General features: G+C 57.5%; 23 protein-coding genes. 15 read left to right on the top strand and 8 right to left on the bottom strand.

Annotated features, from left to right (window positions below):
- Positions 1–11: 11 nt before the first annotated feature.
- The 4 genes from narI to FKG95_RS18655 all read left to right on the top strand — a co-directional run bounded on the left by narI (position 12) and on the right by FKG95_RS18655 (position 4,047).
- A complete protein-coding gene (narI, locus tag FKG95_RS18670) occupies positions 12–785 on the top strand; it encodes a respiratory nitrate reductase subunit gamma (protein WP_142897911.1) in 774 nt (257 codons plus the stop codon).
- Positions 786–790: 5 nt separating this feature from the next.
- A complete protein-coding gene (locus FKG95_RS18665; RefSeq protein ID WP_142897910.1) occupies positions 791–1,579 on the top strand; it encodes a peptidylprolyl isomerase in 789 nt (262 codons plus the stop codon).
- Between the two features lie 333 nt (positions 1,580–1,912).
- Positions 1,913–2,530, top strand: a complete 618-nt coding sequence (locus tag FKG95_RS18660; protein ID WP_142897909.1) for a hypothetical protein — start codon at positions 1,913–1,915, stop codon at positions 2,528–2,530.
- A gap of 35 nt (positions 2,531–2,565) precedes the next feature.
- On the top strand, positions 2,566–4,047 hold the full coding sequence (locus FKG95_RS18655; RefSeq protein WP_142897908.1) for a B12-binding domain-containing radical SAM protein: 1,482 nt from the start codon (positions 2,566–2,568) through the stop codon (positions 4,045–4,047).
- A 162-nt stretch (positions 4,048–4,209) separates the two neighbouring features.
- Here the strand turns inward: FKG95_RS18655 and FKG95_RS18650 are convergent, their stop codons facing one another.
- From FKG95_RS18650 to FKG95_RS18635, 4 genes are all read right to left on the bottom strand, one after another.
- Entirely contained in the window at positions 4,210–4,515 is a 306-nt protein-coding gene (locus FKG95_RS18650; protein WP_142897907.1) for a propionyl-CoA synthetase, read from the bottom strand.
- A 246-nt stretch (positions 4,516–4,761) separates the two neighbouring features.
- Positions 4,762–5,451 (bottom strand): aspartate/glutamate racemase family protein, encoded by a 690-nt coding sequence (locus tag FKG95_RS18645; RefSeq protein WP_218940248.1) that lies wholly within the window; start codon positions 5,449–5,451, stop codon positions 4,762–4,764.
- 10 nt (positions 5,452–5,461) lie between these two features.
- Positions 5,462–6,535: an isocitrate/isopropylmalate dehydrogenase family protein gene (locus FKG95_RS18640; protein ID WP_142897906.1), complete on the bottom strand. Its 1,074-nt coding sequence runs from the start codon at positions 6,533–6,535 to the stop codon at positions 5,462–5,464.
- An 88-nt stretch (positions 6,536–6,623) separates the two neighbouring features.
- A complete protein-coding gene (locus FKG95_RS18635; protein ID WP_142897905.1) occupies positions 6,624–7,538 on the bottom strand; it encodes a GntR family transcriptional regulator in 915 nt (304 codons plus the stop codon).
- Between the two features lie 201 nt (positions 7,539–7,739).
- On the opposite strand from FKG95_RS18635, the gene FKG95_RS18630 reads away from it, so the two are divergent.
- The 3 genes from FKG95_RS18630 to FKG95_RS18620 are packed head-to-tail and all read left to right on the top strand — an operon-like array spanning position 7,740 to position 10,813.
- On the top strand, positions 7,740–8,696 hold the full coding sequence (locus FKG95_RS18630) for a Bug family tripartite tricarboxylate transporter substrate binding protein (RefSeq protein WP_142897904.1): 957 nt from the start codon (positions 7,740–7,742) through the stop codon (positions 8,694–8,696).
- A gap of 56 nt (positions 8,697–8,752) precedes the next feature.
- Entirely contained in the window at positions 8,753–9,268 is a 516-nt protein-coding gene (locus FKG95_RS18625) for a tripartite tricarboxylate transporter TctB family protein (RefSeq protein WP_142897903.1), read from the top strand.
- A 21-nt stretch (positions 9,269–9,289) separates the two neighbouring features.
- On the top strand, positions 9,290–10,813 hold the full coding sequence (locus FKG95_RS18620; RefSeq protein ID WP_142897902.1) for a tripartite tricarboxylate transporter permease: 1,524 nt from the start codon (positions 9,290–9,292) through the stop codon (positions 10,811–10,813).
- A 10-nt stretch (positions 10,814–10,823) separates the two neighbouring features.
- Here FKG95_RS18620 and FKG95_RS18615 read toward each other — a convergent pair whose 3' ends face one another.
- Positions 10,824–11,753, bottom strand: coding sequence for a helix-turn-helix domain-containing protein (locus FKG95_RS18615; RefSeq protein WP_142897901.1), 930 nt, complete (start codon positions 11,751–11,753; stop codon positions 10,824–10,826).
- Positions 11,754–11,899: 146 nt separating this feature from the next.
- Between FKG95_RS18615 and FKG95_RS18610 the strand changes: the two genes are divergently transcribed.
- The 3 genes from FKG95_RS18610 to FKG95_RS18600 are packed head-to-tail and all read left to right on the top strand — an operon-like array spanning position 11,900 to position 14,120.
- The gene (locus FKG95_RS18610) at positions 11,900–12,733 is read left to right on the top strand and encodes a sulfurtransferase (protein ID WP_142897900.1); all 834 of its coding nucleotides are present in this window, start codon (positions 11,900–11,902) and stop codon (positions 12,731–12,733) included.
- Position 12,734: 1 nt separating this feature from the next.
- Entirely contained in the window at positions 12,735–13,145 is a 411-nt protein-coding gene (locus tag FKG95_RS18605) for a rhodanese-like domain-containing protein (RefSeq protein WP_179954167.1), read from the top strand.
- Positions 13,146–13,154: 9 nt separating this feature from the next.
- Positions 13,155–14,120, top strand: coding sequence for a GAF domain-containing protein (locus tag FKG95_RS18600; protein ID WP_218940247.1), 966 nt, complete (start codon positions 13,155–13,157; stop codon positions 14,118–14,120).
- A 98-nt stretch (positions 14,121–14,218) separates the two neighbouring features.
- Here the strand turns inward: FKG95_RS18600 and FKG95_RS18595 are convergent, their stop codons facing one another.
- Positions 14,219–14,806 (bottom strand): FMN-dependent NADH-azoreductase, encoded by a 588-nt coding sequence (locus FKG95_RS18595; protein WP_179954166.1) that lies wholly within the window; start codon positions 14,804–14,806, stop codon positions 14,219–14,221.
- Between the two features lie 230 nt (positions 14,807–15,036).
- On the opposite strand from FKG95_RS18595, the gene FKG95_RS18590 reads away from it, so the two are divergent.
- Together FKG95_RS18590 and FKG95_RS18585 are read left to right on the top strand one after the other, a co-directional pair.
- Entirely contained in the window at positions 15,037–15,495 is a 459-nt protein-coding gene (locus FKG95_RS18590) for a YybH family protein (protein WP_218940246.1), read from the top strand.
- Positions 15,496–15,549: 54 nt separating this feature from the next.
- Positions 15,550–15,921, top strand: a complete 372-nt coding sequence (locus tag FKG95_RS18585; protein WP_142897899.1) for a YybH family protein — start codon at positions 15,550–15,552, stop codon at positions 15,919–15,921.
- A gap of 120 nt (positions 15,922–16,041) precedes the next feature.
- Here FKG95_RS18585 and FKG95_RS18580 read toward each other — a convergent pair whose 3' ends face one another.
- Positions 16,042–16,620 (bottom strand): MarR family winged helix-turn-helix transcriptional regulator, encoded by a 579-nt coding sequence (locus FKG95_RS18580; protein WP_142897898.1) that lies wholly within the window; start codon positions 16,618–16,620, stop codon positions 16,042–16,044.
- A 133-nt stretch (positions 16,621–16,753) separates the two neighbouring features.
- On the opposite strand from FKG95_RS18580, the gene FKG95_RS18575 reads away from it, so the two are divergent.
- A complete protein-coding gene (locus tag FKG95_RS18575; protein ID WP_142897897.1) occupies positions 16,754–17,638 on the top strand; it encodes a haloalkane dehalogenase in 885 nt (294 codons plus the stop codon).
- A 56-nt stretch (positions 17,639–17,694) separates the two neighbouring features.
- On the opposite strand, the gene FKG95_RS18570 is transcribed toward FKG95_RS18575, so the two are convergent.
- Positions 17,695–18,579: a LysR family transcriptional regulator gene (locus FKG95_RS18570; RefSeq protein ID WP_142897896.1), complete on the bottom strand. Its 885-nt coding sequence runs from the start codon at positions 18,577–18,579 to the stop codon at positions 17,695–17,697.
- Between the two features lie 106 nt (positions 18,580–18,685).
- Between FKG95_RS18570 and FKG95_RS18565 the strand changes: the two genes are divergently transcribed.
- Together FKG95_RS18565 and FKG95_RS18560 are read left to right on the top strand one after the other, a co-directional pair.
- Positions 18,686–20,137, top strand: coding sequence for an aldehyde dehydrogenase family protein (locus FKG95_RS18565; protein WP_142897895.1), 1,452 nt, complete (start codon positions 18,686–18,688; stop codon positions 20,135–20,137).
- Positions 20,134–21,144, top strand: a complete 1,011-nt coding sequence (locus FKG95_RS18560; protein WP_142897894.1) for a membrane dipeptidase — start codon at positions 20,134–20,136, stop codon at positions 21,142–21,144. The genes FKG95_RS18565 and FKG95_RS18560 overlap by 4 nt, the downstream gene beginning before the upstream one ends.
- The last annotated feature ends 24 nt before the right edge of the window (positions 21,145–21,168 follow it).

Genomic DNA, 21,168 nt, shown 5'->3' with positions numbered 1-21,168 from the left:
AGGACTGAGACATGAGTATCGACTTCTTCATCTTCGGCATTATGCCTTACGTTGCGCTGACCGTGCTGGTGGTTGGCTCGATCGCACGCTACGAACGTGATCCCTTTACCTGGAAATCCTCATCGAGCCAGCTCTTGCGGCGCAAGCAACTGATGCTGGGTTCGGTGTTGTTCCACGTGGGCATCATTGTCGTATTTTTCGGCCATCTGGTCGGTCTTTTCACACCGATCTGGGTGCTCGACGCCATCGGCGTCAGTTACGGCTTTAAGCAGCTCATGGCCATAGTGGTCGGCGGCATCGCCGGTGTGGTCGCCCTGATCGGCGCGAGCATGCTTCTGCACCGCCGTCTGACGGACCCTCGTATCCGGCAGACCTCGAGTTTTGCCGACATCGGCATCCTGGCTCTCATCTGGCTGCAGCTGCTGGTCGGGCTGGGCACGATTTTTCTCTCCATGAGCCATCTGGATGGCGGCGAAATGGTGCGTTTCATGACCTGGGCCCAAAGCGTCATGGGCCTTCAACTCAACGCCTGGCTCGAAGTGGCGAACGTACACGCCCTTTTCAAGTTCCATATCTTCCTGGGCTTGCTGATCGTGATCCTGTTCCCCTTCACCCGGCTCGTGCACATGCTGTCCGCACCGGTGCGGTTCCTCTGGCGGCCGGGGTATCAGGTGGTGCGGTCGCGCCGCCAGACGACCCTGCCGGCGCGCCCGGACACCGCTCCGAAGGCCAAGGTGCACGCTGCACGGCCCGCAACCGGTGGCATCGCGAAACCTGCGGAGTAACGATTATGGCAGCATCCCTGTTTCCCGATCTGATCGTGAACGGCGAGGTCATCCCGCAAGCGGAGCTGGACGCGGAAACCCAGAACCACGTCGCGCCCAAGGGTAAACCGCTGATCGCCCGGCAAAAGGCTGCCAATGCACTCGCCGTGCGGACCCTTCTATTGCAGGAGGTCCGGCGACGCGGACTTCAGGCGATCCCCCGTGAGGTCGCCCCAGGGCGATTTGAGACCGAGGAGGAGGCCCTTATCCGGGACCTCCTCGATCAGGCGATCCCCGCGACCGTGCTAACCGACGCTCAGGTTCAAGCTGAATGGGCGCGCGACCCGTCGCGCTTCCGCAGTCCGCCGCTCTGGGAGGTCTCGCATATCCTCTGTGCCTGCGATCCGCGTGACGACGCGGCCCGGACGGCGGCTCAGGCACATGCAAAGGCCCTGAATGAGGAGGCTCTGCGCGATCCCCGAGGTTTTGCTGCTTTAGCGCGCCGCACAAGCGACTGCGGCTCCAAGTCAAATGGTGGTGCCCTCGGTCAACTCGGGCCCGGCGACACTGTGCCTGAGTTCGAGACTGCTCTGCGTGAACTCTCAGAGGCAGAGATCACGCAAGGACCTGTACTCAGTCGCTATGGCTGGCACATCATCCGTATGGATGCCGTGGCCCCAGGCCAAATATTGCCCTTTGAAAGCGTAAAGGACCAGATTGCAGCCGCCCTTGAGAGAGCAGCCTGGGATCAAACCGCCCGGGTGTTTGTCGCTGGCCTCGTCGAGTCCGCCGAGATCTCCGGTGCCAAGCTTTGATCTGCTATTTTCCAGTGCGTGAAGGGCTCTATCGATCGCGAATTTCTGGCCACGAAGGCACGGTTTTCAGTCTGTATTGCAAGAAGGTCAGGGGATAGAGCAGGCAAACATGTTTTCGCTTAAATGGCCCGACCCGGGATCATGAACTTCCGCGACGGGCCGCAGACCGAGATCACCCGGAGGGATGCATCCAGCCCCGAGTGGAGTTCTTTTGATGGTTATCTGACCCGTTCTCTTTTCCCGGTCCGTTCAGGGTTGGTCGACACAACCCGAAAATGCTGTTACTATAGCTCGTCTATTTGAAGTTCGGCGGATTATTGAGGGGTTGATGTTATGCACCTCCATGATAGCACGCGGAACAAGAGCGCGCTGAGTTCCTCCGCCAGGAGGCAGCTGGAAGACGCAGCAAAGGCGCTTCACGCAAATTCATCTGGAAATTTTGAAGAGATCTACCGGTATCTCTTCGATGAAGCTATCGAGTGCGGTGGTCTTGTAACGGATGGTACGCGCGCCAAGCACCCAATCCTCTCCACCGCGCGCCTTGGTGATTCCGCAGTCCAATCGTCGCCCGAAGAACGCCTCTGCATGGATGCTGCAATTGATCGGATCTGCACAGATCCGGGCTTCCGCAGACGCTTAAAGGCTGCGCCGTTATCCGCGTTGTCTTCTCTTGGTATTACCATGCCAGTGAGCGCGCAGGAGTTACTTCAGTCCGAGGACCATGACGATCCGGATCTTCTCATCAACGCTGCCACAGCGCAGACCACGACCGAAAATGATCTGGCGGCCAACTCTCAGGAGGGGGTGGTTGCTGTCGCAATCGGCGTAACGATTGTTCTCTCCGGCGTCGCGGTTGCCGTTGTCGTGATCATTCGCCGGCGACGGCGCAAGTCGAAGTCAGAACAGATAGAGGATAGCTTTAAAGGCGGGGACGGGGGCGACTACAACTAACCTGGCCACTCGTTTTGAAAGCAGAGGGGGCCAAGATGAACGTGCTCTTCTACTCAGTGCCAATTATGGATTTCGCCGGAGGCCGCCTCGTTCCGGCGGGTCAGGACTTTCCGCCGAATTGCCCATCACTCTCCACATACCTGCTTGCTGCGGTTCTTCGGGATGCAGGGCATCGTGTATCCGTGATCGACCTTGTGGCCGTCGGCTCTATTTCGCTTGATCTCGATGATGCTGATCTGAATGGGGCGGGGTTGATTGCCATAAGTGCGACATCGCTGAACTGGCCAGCGGTGCTCGATGTGATAGGGCAGATCCGAGCGGCCGACGTTACGGCGCCCGTTGTCGTTGGCGGCGTTCATCCCACCATGTTCAGCGACTATATTCTGTCCGACTTTCAAACCATCGATTACGTGGTCCGAAATGAGGGAGAGGTTGCGCTGACGGACTTGTGCGCCCGCCTCGAAGAAGGCGAGGATGTTTCTTCTGTTCCGAACCTCTCCTGGAGGACGTCGGACGGGAGGGTTGTGCATAACAGTGTTGCACCGGTCCTCGACGTCGACCGCCTTGCCGCTCTGCCGCTGCCTGCCTATGACCTTATGCCGCCCGGCATCTACCCAAGTTTGCCGATCCAATCGTCCAGAGGTTGCCCGTTCAGTTGCAGCTTTTGTTCAACCTCGCACCGCCGTTCGTACCGTGGCGTCGCTCCCGAAGACTTTGTGGATAGGCTGGAGGCAGTCTTGGCTCTTGGTCGCAACCGTGTGATGGAGCCGGATCTGATTCAGATCATAGATGACGAATGGTCGATCAACCGGAAGCGAAGCACGGCAATTCTGCGTGAGTTGGACAGGCGAGGACTGGAGGTTCAGATGACCTACGACTCGCGCGCAAACGACTTTCTGCTGGATGACGAGTATATCGAGTTGGTCGCGCCGCACACGGCCGGTGTGCTGGTCGGGGCGGAGTGCGGCTACGATGACGGCCTGAGGCGTATCGGAAAAGGCACAACGACGGAACGGCTCAGGGACTGCGCTGCATTACTGCATCGTTACGATATCGCGCACTGCGCCGAATTTTCGTTTATTCTTGGTTTGCCGTGGGAATCGAAAGAGGACGCGCTTGAAACCGTGCGCTTCGCATTCTCGTTGGCGTCAAACTTTGGCGTTACTATTCTCTTGCAGTGGTACTGGCAGCTTCCGGGATCTCATTTGTGGGACGCGAGCTACGCCCGGGGCATCGTCGCGCCCGCCATGTATAACGAGTTTGGCTTTTTTCGGAATCTCTACCTCTTTTCGACTGGGAACCGCCTGGAAGTCGACGAGGTCTGGGAAGTTATGGATGTCATCGATACGCTAACCAGTGTTCTGGTTTTGCGCGGACATGACCGCACCGCGATCCGGGCGCGTCCACCGGCCCCGATCGAGATAAATTTCCCCCGAGCCGCCGGTATCCCGCCGGAAAGTTCATCGTTGCAGCTTGTTCGCAGAAGCCAGCGTGAGCTGGATCGGGCAGGCAACTGAGCCCTTCACGATGATCCAGTTACAGGTTGCCGGGGCATTGTAGCGGGCCCAGTGAAACGCGCAGCTTGAAGCAGGTCAGAGACTTCAAATTCTGACAAGGGGGCCGACAAAAAACACGGGCCGGGCAGCCGGTATTGTTCCACATAGCGACACTACGAGTGGTTAACCAAACCGCCCTGGACCTTGGCGTGCTTTTAAAACGCTACCGGTCTGGTCGAGGACATTCGGGTCGTCGATCGCGGCAACCATCTTCCAGTCCTCCACACTTGCGATCTTTTGCATGGTGCCTTGCAGGATCTTGACTGAGCGTGTCTTGGGCAGGTGTTGAATCGGAATAACGGTTTTGAAAGCCGCGACCGGACCGATTTTCTGGTGAACGAGCGCGACCTGCTCTCTCGAGTTTTTCTGTGGTCGGGTCCGTCCTGTCGTATTGAATGAAAAATCCGACCGGAATTCGGACTTGGCCAAGTCTTACAGAAGTCACCGTCGCGGGAGCTCACTTCGTCCAGAAGGACTCTCATGACGAGATCGGCAAGGCAGTTGCGGATTGGATGCGGTAAAGCGGTTTACAGGCATCAGTGCGGTGATGGCGGGCGTGTTCTGTCCGGATACTTATGGCGTCGCAATGCGAAGATACTTTTACGGTAGGGGCGGTGGGATTGATTAAAGGCTATAACTTTGCGTACGAGAACTCTTTTGCATTCGCGCCGACAGTCAACGTGGGACTGAATCCGAGATGAGGGCTTTCAGCTTCGCTACGGCCGCATCAGGACTGGTCATCACTGGGGCTTCTACGGAGGCTTGCGCGGTCTCTTTGGCCCGTGCCATCGAAAACTGCGCCAGCATGATGGCGTCGGCTTCGTGAAGCGCTGCCGCTGCATCTGCAATGAGTTTGTCGTGGCGGGCTGTGTCACCGGCGTTCAGCGCCTCAAGTGCATCCGGAACGAAAACAGTTTCAAGTGAAACCGTGACACCCCGGGCAAGCGCGGACTCCCGAAACTCTTCGGCCATGGATGCGCCTGCAGGCCCGAATGTGTGGAGAAGCGCTATTCTGTTCCCTCGTGTCAGTGCGTCGTCGAACATCGCTTCGTTGGGCTTTAAGACCGGAACGTTGTGACCGGTTTTCGCAGCTTCGATGGCTGGACCGAAGGCTGAACAGGTGAAGAGCACGCCGTCTGCACAGATCCGTCCCGCATGGTTGGTTAAATCTGCGATCCGTTTCTTGAGATCCGGTGTAAGACTGGTTGTTTTCGCCCGGTCAATGGACAGAGACTCGTCAAGCACGCTAATCGCTTCTGCCTCGGGCCAGATGCGGGTCAGAGCCGAGGATATCGGCTCCATGGCCAGTTGGGTGGCATGAATCAGGACAATCCTTGGAGGGATGGCAAGGCCGGGCATGGTCATAAATCCGGTCTCACGCGGTTCCGACAGCGTCAGCGACCAGCCGGCCGAATTCGGCAGTGTTCGTCGTGCCGCCGAGATCACGGGTCCGGGCAGCGGGGTCTTCCAGTACCAAATCGACGGCAGAATTCATGGCAGCGCCGGCCTCCATCAGTTTCTTGACGCCGCGCTGCTCCCCAAGCCAAGTCAGCATCATTGCCGCCGAGAGGATCAGTGATGTTGGGTTGGCGGTGTTTTGCCCGGCGATATCCGGGGCTGATCCATGCTGGGCTTGCGCGCAGATCAGACCTGTCTCTGCGTTCGCGTTGATCGAACCCGCAAGACCCAGGCTACCTGATAGTTCCGATGCCAGATCAGAGAGAATATCACCATAGAAATTTGTCGCGACGACCACGTCGTACTTTTCGGGTTGGCGCACCAGAAGAGCGGCCATGGCATCGACGATGACCGTCTCGGTCTCTACATCCGGAAAGTCTTTTGAGACCGTCTCGAAACACTCCAGAAACAAGCCGTCTGTCATTAAAAAACTGTTGGCTTTGTGGATCGCCGAGACCTTGTTCCGACGCTGGCGCGCAAGCTTGAAGGCTTCGCGGCAGATCCGCTCGCTCCCTTGCCGGGTGATTTTGCGTATCGAGAGCGCCATATCAGGGGACGGCATCATCTCGCCCACACCCTGATACATGTTGCGATCAGGGTAGAAGCCTTCCGTTGCCTCGCGCATGATCACGAGGTCCATGCCCGGCGCTGCGTTGCTGAGAAAACTGCGTGAGCGTGCGGGCCGGACATTGGCATAAAGATCAAGCCCGATCCGGAATCCCGCCGAGACGTTGCGTCCGCCTTCCGCGAGGGGCGGATAGTCCATGTGGGACTGCGTGCCAAGAATCACGCCATCGAACTCTTCGCGGGCCCGCTCGAGCACTTCGTCCTGCAGGGTGATACCGTGTTTCTTCAGGCTGTCGAAGCCGGAAATCTCTTCTTCGGTTGTTACGCCGAGTTCGAATTTCCGGTTGGCGGCTTCAACCGCGTCAAGTGTTGCGCCCATGATTTCAGGGCCAATCCCATCACAGGGCAGAACCATAATACGCATCTCTTCCTCCTCCGGACAGCGCTTCGGGCCGCATCGGTGCGGCGGGGATTAAATGCATTTTTTAATTTAAAAAAGCAATATGCAATTTTTAAATCTTGCCGAGATTTGCGTCTTCCTGCGACCACAACAGCGGTGATTTTTTCTTGAGCGCGCCGCTGAGGTGGCGGCGCATATTGTATGAAGCCTCGATGACTTCGCCCCGTTCCAGAAGTTCGATAATCGCCAGGTGACCTTGGGTCTGCTCAACAAACCTCTCGCGGTTAAACACAGTGCGGTATTCTAGAAGTCTTCGCATCTGGTTCACCCGAACCAGGGATTGGTGGAAATAGGGGTTGCCGGAGAATTTAATCAGCTCTTCATGGAAGCCCGCACCCACGGAGAGCAGGCGCTCGAGCGGCTGATGCTCGATGTCATGATCCAGCATCCGCATCTGTATGCGCTTGAGATTTGCGAGCATCTGAAGATCAATCTCGTAGTCGGGATCCAGCATTGCGGCAGGTTCAATGACCATACGAAAATGATAAATCTTTTCAAAGGCCTCAGGAGTCTTCGCAACGGTTAGAAAGCGCCAGCCGTAACCTGGTTTGCGTTCGGCCCAGCCCTCGCGGACGGCGCGGACCAGCAGATCGTTCAATCGTGCCTTGGTGATCCCATAGCGATTGCGGAGGTATTGTTCTGTGACCTCCTCGGGCAAAGCATCACGGCGCCAGTCGTCGGCGATCTGCTGGTAGTCAGACTGCTCGTCCTCAAGGGCGGCGCTCAGGGCATTGGAGCGTTCGAGTTGTTGTTGACTGTCCGTGACGAAAAAACCCCGGTTCGGTTTTTGCACAACAAGACCCGCATCCAAAAGCAACTGCAGCGCTTCGCGGACGGGTGAACGCGAGATCCCGAAGTCATTCGCAACCGTTTGAGCGCTGATGTGCTGTCCAGGTTCAAAGTCCCGGGCAAGGATTCGCCTCGAAATCTCCTGAGCAACCTGCCGTGCAAGCTGATTTGACTTCATTTATCGGAGCTCCCAATCAATTGATCACGTTTCGCTGGGGTTGGGTGGTGTGCAATTTTTCCGTGTCTGTATGGATTTATAAGACGAGAAAATCAATTTTTCGTCCAAAAGTCCAAACTTTATGAGTTGACAGTTCGTATGACTCTTGCGTAATTGGTTTTATAAATCAAAAAAGACATATTTGTATTGGGAGGAGTTACGATGAAGTACGTCTTTGGGGCAGCCGCAGTCGCGTTGGCACTGACAGCGACGCCAATCGCTTTGGCAAACGAGAGCTATCCGTCCGAACCGTTGAACTATGTCATCGCTTTCGGTCCGGGCGGCGGAAACGATCTGATGTCGCGCACCCTTGTGGGGATTCTGAACCAGTATGACCTTTACGACCGCGATATCTCGGTTGAGAACCGGGATGGCGGTAGTGGGGCGGTAGGCTTCAGTTATGTAAAGCGTCAGAAGGGCAGTCCTTACTTTGCTACCTCGACCAGCGGCAATTTCCTGGCGACGCCGCTCGTATCAAATACCGATTGGACCTATGCCGACTTCACACCCGTCGCGCTTTTGGCCAGTGATGCGATGTTCTTGGTGGTCAGCAGCGACTCAGGCATTGAGACCGTCGATCAGTTTGTCTCTGCCGCAAAGGATGGCCGGGTGATTGTCGGCGGTACCGGCACGGCCGGACCGGAGCGCGTCGTTGCTAGTCTTTTCGCCAATGCCGCTGGGATCAGTTTTGATTACGTACCTATCGGTTCTGGAGGAGAACTTGTCACCTCGCTGACTTCCGGAAGTGTCAGCGCTATCGTTGCCAATCCTTCCGAGGTCAGCGGGCAGATCGCGGCCGGCAACTTTCGGGCGCTTGCCTTCTCGGACGCGGAGCGCAGCACGGTCTATCCTGAGATCCCAACCTTTCGCGAACAGGGTTACGATTTCGATTTCTCCTTACCGCGCGGAATGGTTTTACCGGGCGGCGTAGATGCGGAGATCCAGGCCTGGTGGGTCAAAACCCTTCAAGAGGTTGTCAAAACGCCCGAATGGCAGGACTACCTGAAAACAAATTCAATGTCAGGCAATCCGATTTGGGGGGCCGCATTTGGGGCTTACCTTAAAGAGACCAGCGCGGAGTTTGAAACCGTGCTGCGTGAAATCGGCGCTACTCAATAGTCGGGAGTGTCAGGGCGGTTCGGTCCGCCCTGACGAATTTCCCATAGAGGAATTCCATGAAAAAGTGGTTCTCGCTTGGGCTCGTTGGATTGTCATCGGCCTATCTCGCCTATGGTTTGCGAACGCTCGACATACTCGACTTTTCCGGGCGTCCGGGCGCCGGGTATTTCCCGCTGATCATCGGAGGCTTGCTGCTGCTTGCGACCGCGGTCAACGCGGTGCTGGATTTCCGCGAAGCCCGTCAGGGTGAGATGCATCCGCTTCAGCTCGATCCGGCGACTGAAGGCACGGCAGAACTGATGGGGGTGGACGCCCACGGCTTGGATGGCGGCAGACGTTTCCCCCGTGATGTGCTCATCATACTGGCGTTGCTTTCCGGATTCATCTTTTTGCTGCCGGTCCTCGGCGCTCTTGCGGCCATGATCGTGTTGATGCTGGCCTATCTTTTCACATTCAATCAGGCTGAGCTCCTGACCAATGTCCTCTATGCCCTGGCGCTGCCGGCCTTCCTCTACTGGTTGTTCAGCATCATTTTGAACGCATCCTTGCCTGTTGGACCGTTCGGATTCTGACCGGTTGATGGAGATATCCCTATGCTGACGGACATTTTCGCCAACCTGGCTTTTGGTCTCTCGATTGCGGTGACGCCCACAAGCCTCCTGTTCCTAGTGATCGGTGCTTTTGTGGGTATGATCGTGGGGCTTTTTCCCGGGTTCGGACCAGCGGCCGGAATCGCTGTACTGATCCCCATGACCCTGGGGCTGGAACCGACGGTCGCCATCATCATGCTGGCGGGGATTTACTACGGCTCGATGTATGGCGGGACGATTACTTCAATCCTGATCAATACACCCGGCGAATCTGCGACCGTCGCCTCCACGCTCGACGGTTACCCGCTGGCGCAAAAGGGCAGGGCGGGGCCGGCCCTCGTGATGCAGGCGATCGCCTCTTTCATCGGTGGCACAATCGGCGTGGTTCTGATTACAGCACTCGCGCCTCTTCTTGCGGAGTTCGCGGCGTCATTCGGCCCTTCGGAGTACTTTCTCATCATCACGCTCGGGCTGCTTCTGCTGACGACGATGATGGGGGACAACAGGTTTAAGGGCTTGATCTCGGCCTTGATCGGTTTTGCGATCGGCACGGTGGGGGTTGACGTGATGAGTGGCCAGCAACGCTATACCTTCGGTTCGCCGGAACTGATCGGAGGGGTCTACTTCGTCGCTGTTGCGATCGGGCTGTTCGGTATCGGCGAGCTCTTGCATTGCATCTACAACGGTCTGCATCTCAGGCCTGCCAAGAAGTTGCGGCTCAGCTTTAAATCCAGGGAGTTCTGGCCCACCAGATTCGACTATATCGAATCCCGCTTCACTTTCTTCCGTGGCTCGATTATCGGCTTCGTCGCAGGGGTCCTCCCCGGATCCGGGGCCACTCTGGGTTCGATCATCGGCTATTCGGTTGAAAAGAAACTCGCCAGGGATCCGGAGAATTTCGGCAAGGGAGAAATGCGGGGGCTGGTGGCGCCGGAAACGGCCAACAATGCAGCTTCGGCCGGGGCGATGGTACCTCTTCTTTCTCTTGGTATTCCCGGTTCAGGCGCGACTGCCGTCCTGCTGGGAGCCTTCATGATGTGGGGGTTACAGCCGGGTCCGCTTCTGATCGTGAACGATCCAGGCTTTGTCTGGGGGCTGGTAGCAAGTATGTATCTGGGCAATATGATCCTGGTCGCGCTCAGTATTTTTGCGATTCCGCTTTTCGTGAAGTTTCTGGATATACCTTATCGGCTTGTGGTGCCTGTGATCGTACTTCTCTGCGTGATCGGAGCTTTTGCCATCCATGCAAGCATCATCGAGACATGGATTTTGTTCATGGCGGGCGTTCTGGGCTTTGCCATGAAGCTCTACGGTTACTCTCCCGCGGCAATCGTCCTTGCGCTGGTGCTGGGGGGAATGGCTGAGGAGACCTTTCTGCAATCCCTGATCATCTCAAATGGTACATTGGACGTGTTTATCGAACGTCCGGTTTCCCTTGCGCTGCTTTGTATTCTGATCGCCGTCGTGGTTGTCCCGATCTGTCTGGCCTTGTGGCGTGCACGGCACAGGATGAGCCCGTCAGGCTAGACCGGCCATATCACGCCTCATTCTGGACCGGGCTCTGAAAATACTGAGAGGGCGGCCTGCCGAACTGTTTGCGGAAGAAACGCGAGAAGTAGAGTGGGTCGATAAAGCCCAGATCGAACGCAACCTCTTTGATCGAGCGCTTGCCTGATCGCAAGGCGACACGTGCTTCGATGGCCAGGCGTTCGTTGACCGCCTGCATTACCGATTTACCCAGCTCGTCTTTGACGCGCCGGTTGAGCTTGGAGAGCGTCACACCCAACGCCTCACTATAAAAAGTGGCTTCTTTTCGTTGCGCGAAGGTCTCTTCTACCAAGTGCTGGAACTGCAGTACCAGGGGAGAGAGATGCTTCGTCTTTCCTGCTTCATGAAGTTCCGCGGCGGTCGCGCGGGATTTGTAATCCGCGGCATGCAGAAGCAAGGCACGCAGGACGTTGAGCGCACGGTCATGACTGAATGGACTTGGATTGCTCAAGATGCTGATCATCTCGTGAAATCGCCCCTCGACAATCGTGTGTTCTGTTTCAGGGAATGCAACGACCGGCAGGCCGGACAGTCTGTTGAACACAACGCCATCGCAATAGACCTCATCACGCTGTACGCGAACGCAAAAGAAATCATGATGGAAGCTGAGTGAGATGAGGGTCTGCCCTTCGGAAAAGGCCACGACCTCACCCGGGGACAAGGTTAGCAGTTGCCCCTTTTTCAGCGTCATTGACTGGCTGTCCAGGGTCAATGCGATATCGCCGCGGTTGGCCAGGTACAGACGATAGAGTTCAAGCGGGTATTCAGGTGGCGACCCTTCTTCCTGTGGAACTGTAAGGGCCGGAAGGCCGGCAGTTTCCGCATTCGTCGGCAGAAGGTTCAAAAGAGCTTGGTCCGGCATTTGATCAGTCCATGGTCGGTCGGTCGATTCTGCTCGGTCAAAACGAGGTTTCTCCATCCCGCAGAACACTAAAGTAGTTCGTTAACCAACATCAGAAAAGTGCCGAGATGAAGGTTTTGTCCATGTCAAAGTCGGATTTGTGTATGGGGGATGGCGTCGGTTCGTGAGAGCCTGAAGCCCCAGTAACGCAAGGAAGGCATGAAATGGACTCTTCTTCTCTAATTTCCGCCGATGAACTGAACGGCGTTCTCGGGCGTGAGAAACTGCGGGTGTTCGACGTGCGCGGCACCTGGCAGACCCCCGCCCGCGCACTGCATGATGACTACCTGGCGGGCCATATTCCCGGTGCCGTGTTTGTGGATTGGACCAAACAGTTTTTGGATCAGGGGCAAGCGGTCGGTCTCGCACCCGTTTGTGACCAGGAGGCTGCCGCTGCTGATTTCAAATCACTTGGCGTGAATGAGGGAGATCTTTGCATTCTCTACGACGATTACTCACACATGCTCGCAGGCCGGGTCTGGTGGGCGATGCGTCACTGGGGTTTCGAGAACCTACGTGTCCTGAATGGAGGCTGGAGTCACTGGAAAGCCCAAGGATTCCCCGTTTCGACTGATGTCCCTAATGTTCCGGAGGGCTCGTTCACACCACGGCTCAACAGCGGCCTGCGTGTTAGCCTCAATGAGCTCCAAGAGAGAATGGCGCAGGCCTGTCACATGGATGCGCGTGGCCCGGTCAGCTATGCGGGCAAGCCGGAAGACCCGCGGACCGGACATATTCCCGGTGCGTTGCACGTGCATTTCAAGGAGCTGTTGGATGAAGACACGGGTCTCTTCCTCGAGTCCGACGCTCTTGAGAAAGTCTTTGATCGACTGGCGCCTGAATGGCGCACACGTCCGGTTATTGCATCTTGTGGTTCCGGTTATGCCGGGACGGTCCCCATGCTTGCACTGAGCGGCTTGGGCGTAGATTCAAGTCTTTATGACGGGTCGTTCTCGGAGTGGAAACAGGAGCCTTCGCGACCTGTCGAGCAGAGCTGACATGGTGAAACTCAGGATCAGCTCTGCCGAATTGGTCGCGCGCGCCCGCGGTGAAATAGAAGAAATCGAAACGCCCGACGCGATCGAGATGCTCGGCAACCCCAATCTGGTGGTCGTCGACATCCGGGATATCCGCGAGCGTCAGCGCAAGGGATACATCCCCGGCAGCATCCACTGTCCCCGCGGAATGATCGAATTCTGGGTCGATCCTGACAGCCCCTACTTCAAGGATGTCTTTGGTCAGGCTGATAAGAGCTTCCTGTTCCACTGTGAGTCGGGCTGGCGCTCTGCGCTGACCTTGCGGACTCTGCAGGAAATGGGTTTTCAGGCCTGCCACTTGAAAGACGGGTTTTCGTCATGGAAAGCCGAGGGCGGTCCCGTGGCGTTCTCAGAGATGAAATCCGATAAGTGAGATTATGAAGTGACTGGACACAACCAGCATATCGACCGGGTTCTTGAGACAGCGACCTCTTCCAAGGCAGCGGCAATGTCGCGGCTTGCGGCCTCATGGTCGCGTTCGCTCACCAAGCATGGCCTGCATCCGGGCAAGCGCCGGGCACCGGATCGTGTGACCGCCAGTGATCTGCGCTCGCGCCGGGAGTCTCTCGGTGAGGCACTGGCTCTGGCCTCTCCCGGGCTTGACCGCCTCTTTGAAATCGTGGGCAAACCCGGTTGCGCGGTTTTGCTGACGGATGCCGAGGGCATCGTCATGGATCAGCGCTTGAACGACGTCGATGAACATACCTTCAAGCAATGGGGTTTCTGGCAAGGCACCAACTGGAGCGAGGAAGCGGAAGGAACGAACGGGGTCGGCACCTGCCTCACAGAAAAGAGGCGCGTGGTTATCCACCGGGATGAGCACTTCCTGGCCCGCAATACCGGCATCAGCTGCATCGACGCGCCGATTTTCGGTCCCGATGGCAATCTCATCGGAGCTCTGGGCGTTTCATCGGCCAGATACGATCAGAGTCCGGCGTTGAACGCTATGATCGCGGCGCTGGTTTCACAAACCGCACAAAATATAGAGGTATCGAAATTCCGTGCCGCCTATCCAAAGTCCCGTATCGTTATGCTGCCGGGGGAAAACCTTGAAGCCGGCGCGCTTCTGGCCGTCGATCAGGATGATCTGGTGGTCGGTGCAAGCCGGAGCGCCCGCCGACGGTATCTCTTGGGTGTTGGTGGGGACGTCGAACCTTGCCTCGCGTCCGATCTGCTGTCCGACATGAAAAGCGAACTGGGTTTTGAGGGAGCTGAACGCAGGGCCGTATTGCAGGCGCTCACACAAACGGGAAACAATGTGTCCGAGGCTGCACGTCTCTTAAGGGTGGGAAGGGCTACGCTGTACCGCCGGATGAATAAGCTGAAAATCTCAACTCGCAAAAACTAGGGTCAGAGCGTCGTCTTGATCCGCTGCCGATTTCTCTCAGCAGCTTGAGCGCCTTTGATCGCAGTAACGCAAGTCACGTCACTGCGATCGGTGCAAATCTAGGCTGCATCCCGGATCTGCCGCATGGCCCGGTCCAGGGCGCCTTCAGGATCTGATACCATTGTATCGGCTCCGATGACGGTCACGTCCGTAATGCCCAGAAAACCGAGAATGTGCGTCATATAAGCGGTTGCGTAATCGACGGGGCCATTGATCTCCGTCCCGCCCGAGGTCACCACCAGGAAGACTCTCTTGCCCTTGAGCAGTCCGACGAAACCCTCCGGTTCGGCGCGAAAGGTAAGCCCGGGCCTGCAGATCTGATCGATCCAGGCTTTGAGAACGCCTGAAATGGAGAAGTTATAGATCGGCGTACCGATCACGATGAAGTCGGCGGCTTGTACTTCGTCGACAAGCTTCTGGGAATGCTGCAGCCGTTCTTTCTGCCGCGTGCTCCGCTCCTGGGCCTGAGTGAAGTTCGCAATCACCCATTCTTCGTCAAGAAATTCAGCGTTTGTGACTGCATCGCGTTCGATCACCTTTGCTCCGGGATGCTCCGCGACAAGCTTTCCGACGAGAGCCGCTGTGAGTTGACGGGATGCGGACCCCTGCCTGCGTCCACTCGAATTTACCTGTAAGATCGTTGCCATGATTGTTTCCTGCAATTTTGATGGAGTAGAGGCTCTGAACGGGCTGAATGCGACGTCCAGGCATGAAACGCAGGTGGCGCTGCCGTGAGGTCTTTTCTCCCGTTTGACCAATTTGCGGCATTCCAGGTGTCTCAAAAACGAGACAGCTTGCGGTGCCGGGTTTCCGGGCACCGTCGTTTTGTCCGCAGGCATCGCCAAATTCATGCTGTGGCAACAAGAAAGGATCAGACATGAAGGTAGCCCCCCTTACGATTGCAGCTTTACTCGCCTTTTCACCCGTCGCAGCGTCTGTCGCAATGGCCGATGGTCACAGTGCAACAAAGGCCGCTATTGAGGCTGTCGATGCTGAGTTCGAAGCGGCTTTAAGTGCCGGCAGCGCATCCCGTCTCGCCGGTGTTTACACCGAGAACGGTCAGGCTTTGCCGCCTAATGGCCCGATTGTCTCCGGCCGGAAAGCTCTGGAGGTCTTCTGGCAGGGTGCTGTCGATGCAGGCCTCGCTTCTGTCGAACTCGAGACGGTCGAACTGGAAGACTTCGGTGATAGCGCCGTTCAGGTCGGCCGCTACACGCTGAAAGCGGCCGACGGGACGACGGCCGACGTCGGCAAGCTCATGATCCTCTGGAAGAAAGAGGACGGTGAATGGAGATGGCACCGTGACATCTGGAACAGCTCTAACCCTGCAAAGTAGGGTCAGAACGACCACGCGGAACCAGAATACCCGAGCGATGTGAGAGGAAGAAACATGAGAGAAGATATAGAAGCCGTTGACCGCGAGTTCGAAGCCGCGATGAAGGCCGGAAATGCCTTGGGTCTGGCCGGTGTCTACACAACCACCGGACAAGCGCTCCCGCCCAACGCAGCGACTGTCTCGGGAAAAGAAGACATCGCAGCTTTCTGGCAGGGGGCGATCGACATGGGAGTGACCGGTGTCGAGCTTGAATCAGTGGAACTGGAAGAACTGGGCGATACCGCCATCCAGGTTGGGCACTTTACCCTGAAAACGGCAGACGGAAGCGTGGCCGACAACGGCAAATACATCGTGATCTGGAAGCAGGAGGACGGTGCCTGGAAGTGGCATCGTGATATCTGGAACAGCTCAAATCCAGTCGCTTAGAACAAATACGAATTTCCAAAGTGCTTCCGTCGAAACGCCCTGACGGAGATTGCCGGGGCGTTTCTTTTTCCTGAGTGTTGTACCGACCAAGAGAGTGTCACGATCATTTGTTTCACCACATTAGGGACCCTTCGCTCTGTGCTCTTGGGCTGAGATTTCGACTGGGCAGCCCAGGGGACGACAGGCACTCTCATCGCAAAGTCGGCAGTTACGCCGGGCGCTTTCTTCGTCTTTCGTTGTCACTGCCAGAATAGTCTCCAGCACCGGTTTCAGGCCGGCAATCTGCTGCTTCGAAAGGCGTTTGACGATTGCGCGTGTCGCACGTTCTCGAGCGCCGATGATTACTTCGGCGCTGTCTTGTCCGTTAGCGGTCAAACGTAAGACGACGGCCCGGCCGTCGGTATCACTTCGGCGCCGTTCCACCAGTCCGTCTTGTTCGAGACTGTCTATCAGGCGAACCGCTCCTGAATGGGTCAGGGAGAGGACGCGCCGGAGCGCATCAATACTGTCGTCCGGATGATTGCGTATTGTCACCAATGCGGTCGCGGCATTGGTGCTTGGCAGGCCAAGGTCTCCGATCTGATCTTCAATCTGCGTGGCGATCGTCGTCGCGGCTGCAGCTAACAGATTGTTTATGTAGTCATCTTTTTTCATGAGCGTAAAATATATGAGAGAATCATACAAATCAATGGACGGCATTGACTTAAGTCATATATATGACTGGCGCATATAAATTGAAAGCGAGAATATGGCTGTCGAACCTGTTGCATCTCGTCGGTGTCCCGTCCCGCGCGCCTGCACCCAATAGAGTTACTTTTCAGAGGAAAGTCTCATGACCCAGTTCCCAAAAAACGCGCTTCCGCGGAAGAAACTTAGAACCGTCCTAGGCAAAAAGATGGCCTATGTGGAGGTCGGCGAGGGCGATCCGATCGTCTTTCTGCATGGCGTTCCGACTTCTTCGTATCTCTGGCGTAATGTCATGTCTCATCTGGAAGGCAAAGGGCGGTTGATTGCACCGGATCTGATCGGGATGGGGGATAGTGAGAAACTCGACAATACCGCCGATGGCAGCTACTCCATTCCGGAACACAGCAGGTATCTTTTCGCGCTTCTCGAAGAACTGGATGTCAAAGAGAACGTCACCTTCGTTTTGCATGACTGGGGCTCCGGTCTTGGCTTCCATTGGGCGGAGCGGAACCGGGGTGCCGTGAAGCAGATGGCTTTCATGGAAGCTATTCCCTCGACGTTTCCCACCTGGGACGATTTTCCGGAAGCAATCCGAGAGGTGATCGGGAAACTGCGTTCGCCGGAAGGTGATAAGATGGCGTTGGAGGAAAACTTCTTTATCGAAACACTTCTGCCAGCGGCCATTCTGCGTGATCTGACCGAAGAAGAGCATGCGGTGTATCGCAAGCCGTACCTCAGTGCCGGTGAAGACCGCCGGCCCACGCTGGCAGGGCCGCGCCAGCTCTCTATCGAAGGTTCACCGGCCGATACCACCGCGATCATCGAAGCTTACGGTGAATACCTGTCCAAATCGGAAGATCTGCCGAAGCTCTTCATCAATGCAGAGCCCGGCGCTTTCCTTGTTGGGTATGCAAGAGACTTCGTTCGGACTTGGCCAAATCTTACAGAAGTCACCGTTGCGGGAGCTCACTTCATCCAGGAGGATTCTCCCGACGAGATTGGTAAGGCAATCGCGGATTGGATGCGGTGAATCTCACCGCATGTCTCGATTTGTCACTTCGTCCCAGTGGCATGGGCAGCGATCTCTTACCGCGACAGATTTGTCCGCTCAGCCATGCGTGCGGTGAGAAATTCGGCAAAGGCCGAGGTTGCCGGGCTAGGGGTGTCCCGGGCCCGGCTGATCAGATCGATCCTACGGTGCGCGACCGGACTTGCCAGTTCGCGGAAGGTGATCCGGGAGTCGGCTTGCCGGCACACCAGCTCGGGCAGCAGCGTCACGCCAAGGCCGGCGCGGACCATCGTCAAAAGGGTCGTGGTGTTGTGCACGCGCAAATGGGCGCGCTCGAGGGCACCGTGCAGTTCGGGTTCGTCAATGCGCTCACAGAGCGGATTGGCGATGAGCCCGGCTCTCGCCAACGCCTGCCAGGAGATTTTCTTGCGCTTAGCCAGCTGGTTGTCCGCGCGCATTACGACGCCGAAGTGATCCGAGGCCAACTCGACCAGACGGACCTCCGCAGTCTGACGGGCGTCTGACACAATACCCAGATCAATCCGTTCCCGCTCAAGTTCGCGCTGGATCGAGGCGCTGTCCATGTCGCGAATGTCGAGTCTGACGTTGGGTGAAGCGGCGGTGAACTCCAGAACCAGCTCTGGGAGGATGGTCATCGCAAAGGAGGGTACCACAGCGATCCGGACTTCGCCTCGGCGTGCACTGGCGAAATCCGTAAGGGCCGTGATGGTCCTGTCGAAATGCGCGAGTTCCCGGTTGGACATCTCAAAAACATAGGTGCCGAGCGCAGTCAGGCGTGATTTTCGTTCTGACTCAAACAGCGGCTGACCCAGGTGCGCTTCCAGCTGTTTCAATGTCATAGACACGGCAGAAGGTGCGCGCCCCAGGCTCTCGGCAGCGCTGACCAGATTGCCGGCCCGGGCAACCTCGACGAAGACACGCAGCATCTCTGTTTTTATCATTTCAATTTTTCTGAAAGAAACTTCAAGTCTTTCTGATTGAATGAAATTGCTGGGCGTGTCAAGGCTTCCAGGTGATCGCGGGAAGTCTTGAGGGAGCGGTGTTGGGATGGGCGCAGTGGGTCGGAACTTTATTGCGGGTGAATGGTGCGCAGGTGAGAGCGAACTCGAGAACCGCAATCCCTCCGACACCTCGGACCTGATCGGCCGCTATGCCCAGGCCAGTGCTGGCCAACTGGACGACGCCATTGAAGCGGCGCGGAGCGCTCAGGCGGTCTGGGCCAGAACCGGTCCAGAACAGCGCCAGGCCGTGTTGCAGGCGATCGGCGAGGAACTAATCGCGCGCAGCGGTGAACTCGGTGAGCTTCTCAGCCGGGAAGAGGGTAAGCCCCTGGCCGAAGGTCGGGGCGAAGTCTACCGCGCCGGCCAGTTCTTTACCTACTATGCCGCAGAGGCACTGCGGCAACTTGGCGAGAACGCCGACAGCGTCCGCCCCGGTATCGAGGTCGACGTCCGCCGGGAACCGGTCGGGACCGTCGCCGTGATCAGTCCCTGGAACTTCCCGACGGCGACGGCGGTTTGGAAAATCGCCCCGGCGCTGGCCTTTGGCAATGCGGTGATCTGGAAACCGGCGAACCTGGTGCCGGCCTCGGCGGTCGCGCTGACCGAGATCATCGCGAAACAAGATCTGCCTGCCGGTCTCTTCAACCTCGTCATGGGGTCTGGCGGCAGCATCGGCCAACGCCTTGTCGAACACCCCGGGATCGACGCCATCAGCTTCACCGGGTCGGTCGCCGTCGGCAAGGGCATTGCGGCCTCGGCGATCGGCAATCTGACTAAGCTGCAGATGGAGATGGGATCCAAGAACGCCCTGGCGGTGATGGACGACACCGATCTTGAGCTTGCCGTTTCAGCTGCACTCAACGGCGCCTTTGGCGGCACGGGTCAGAAGTGCACGGCCTCCTCGCGTCTGGTCGTACATGAAGCGGTCCACGATGCCTTTGCCGAGAAGCTGGTGGCCGCGGCAGGCAAGATGAAGGTCGGACATGCCTTGCGTCCCGAGACCCAGATGGGGCCGGTCGTTTCCGAGAGCCAGTTCCGCCAGAACCTTGAGAACGTTGCCTTGGCGCAGCGCGAAGGCGGCGAACTCCTGACCGGCGGCGAAGCCCTTCAGATGGAGACCGAAGGTTATTACATGTCGCCGGCGGTGATCGGCGGCACCGGCAACGACTGGCAGGTCAACCGCGAAGAGCTCTTCGCGCCCATCGCCTGCCTGATTAAAGTCGGTTCCTATGAAGAGGCGCTTGAGGTGGTCAACGACACGCGCTTCGGCCTGACCGCCGGCATCATGACCCGCAGTCTGGCCCGGGCGACGCACTTCCGGCGGAACGTCCGCAGCGGCTGCGTCATGGTGAACCTGCCCACCGCGGGCACGGACTATCACGTTCCCTTCGGCGGCCGGGGTGAGAGTTCCTATGGGCCGCGCGAGCAAGGACGCGCCGCAGCGGAATTCTACACCACGGTCAAAACCGCCTACATCAACGCAGGGGTGCCGGAATGATCATCGATGCTCTTCAGTACGCAAACTGGTCGCCCAAGATCTTTCGCCAGATGCGCGAGGGCGGTGTCGACGCCGTCCATGTGACCATTGCCTACCACGAAAATTTCCGCGAGATGGTGCTCAATATCGAGCGCTGGAACCGCTGGTTCGAAGACTATTCCGATCTGATCTGCCACGCGCGCAGCGGCGATGACGTGCGGGCCGCAAAAGCCTCCGGGCGCACGGCGATACTCTTCGGTTTTCAGAACTGCTCGCCGATCGAAGACGACATCGGGCTGGTTGAAATCGTCCATACCCTCGGCGCCCGCTTCATGCAGCTCAGCTATAACAATCAGTCTTTGTTGGCCACAGGCTGTTACGAAAGCGAAGACCCGGGCATCACGCGCATGGGCCGTCAGGTGATCGCCGAGATGAACCGGGTGGGTCTGGTGATCGACATGAGCCACTCCGCCGAGCGCTCCACGCTGGAAGCGATCGAGATTTCCGGGCGGCCCATCGCCATCACCCACGCCAACCCGTCTTGCTGGCATCCGGCGCTGCGCAACAAGTCCGACAGCGTGCTCAAGGCTTTGGGTGAATCCGGCGGCATGATCGGCTTCTCACTCTATCCGCATCACCTCAAGGACAAGTCGGACTGCAGCCTGGAGAGCTTCTGCGAGATGGTTGCGCGCGCCGCGGAGATCATGGGTGTCGCGCAGCTCGGCATCGGATCGGACCTCTGCCAGGATCATCCGGACAGTGTTGTCGAATGGATGAGGGTCGGCCGCTGGACGAAGGAAATCGACTACGGCGAGGGCTCACGCAACGACGTTGGTTTTCCGCCGATGCCGTCGTGGTTCCGCGACAACAGAGACTTCGGAAAAGTCGAAGCGGGTCTCCGGGCCGTGGGTTTCGATGCGGCAGAGGTTGCCGCGATCATGGGCGGAAACTGGCTGAATTTCTTCGACCGCAGTTTCGGGCCGCAGGTCCAGCAGGCTGAAGCACAGCCGAGAGAGGTTGCTGAGTAACAACCCCAATACCGGTCCGCCGAT

It is taken from the genome of Denitrobaculum tricleocarpae (assembly GCF_007004665.1).
Classification (GTDB): Bacteria; Pseudomonadota; Alphaproteobacteria; order Kiloniellales; family Kiloniellaceae; genus Denitrobaculum; species Denitrobaculum tricleocarpae.
Note: the sequence above shows the minus strand (reverse complement) of the source record. Positions and strands in the feature narration are given on the sequence as shown.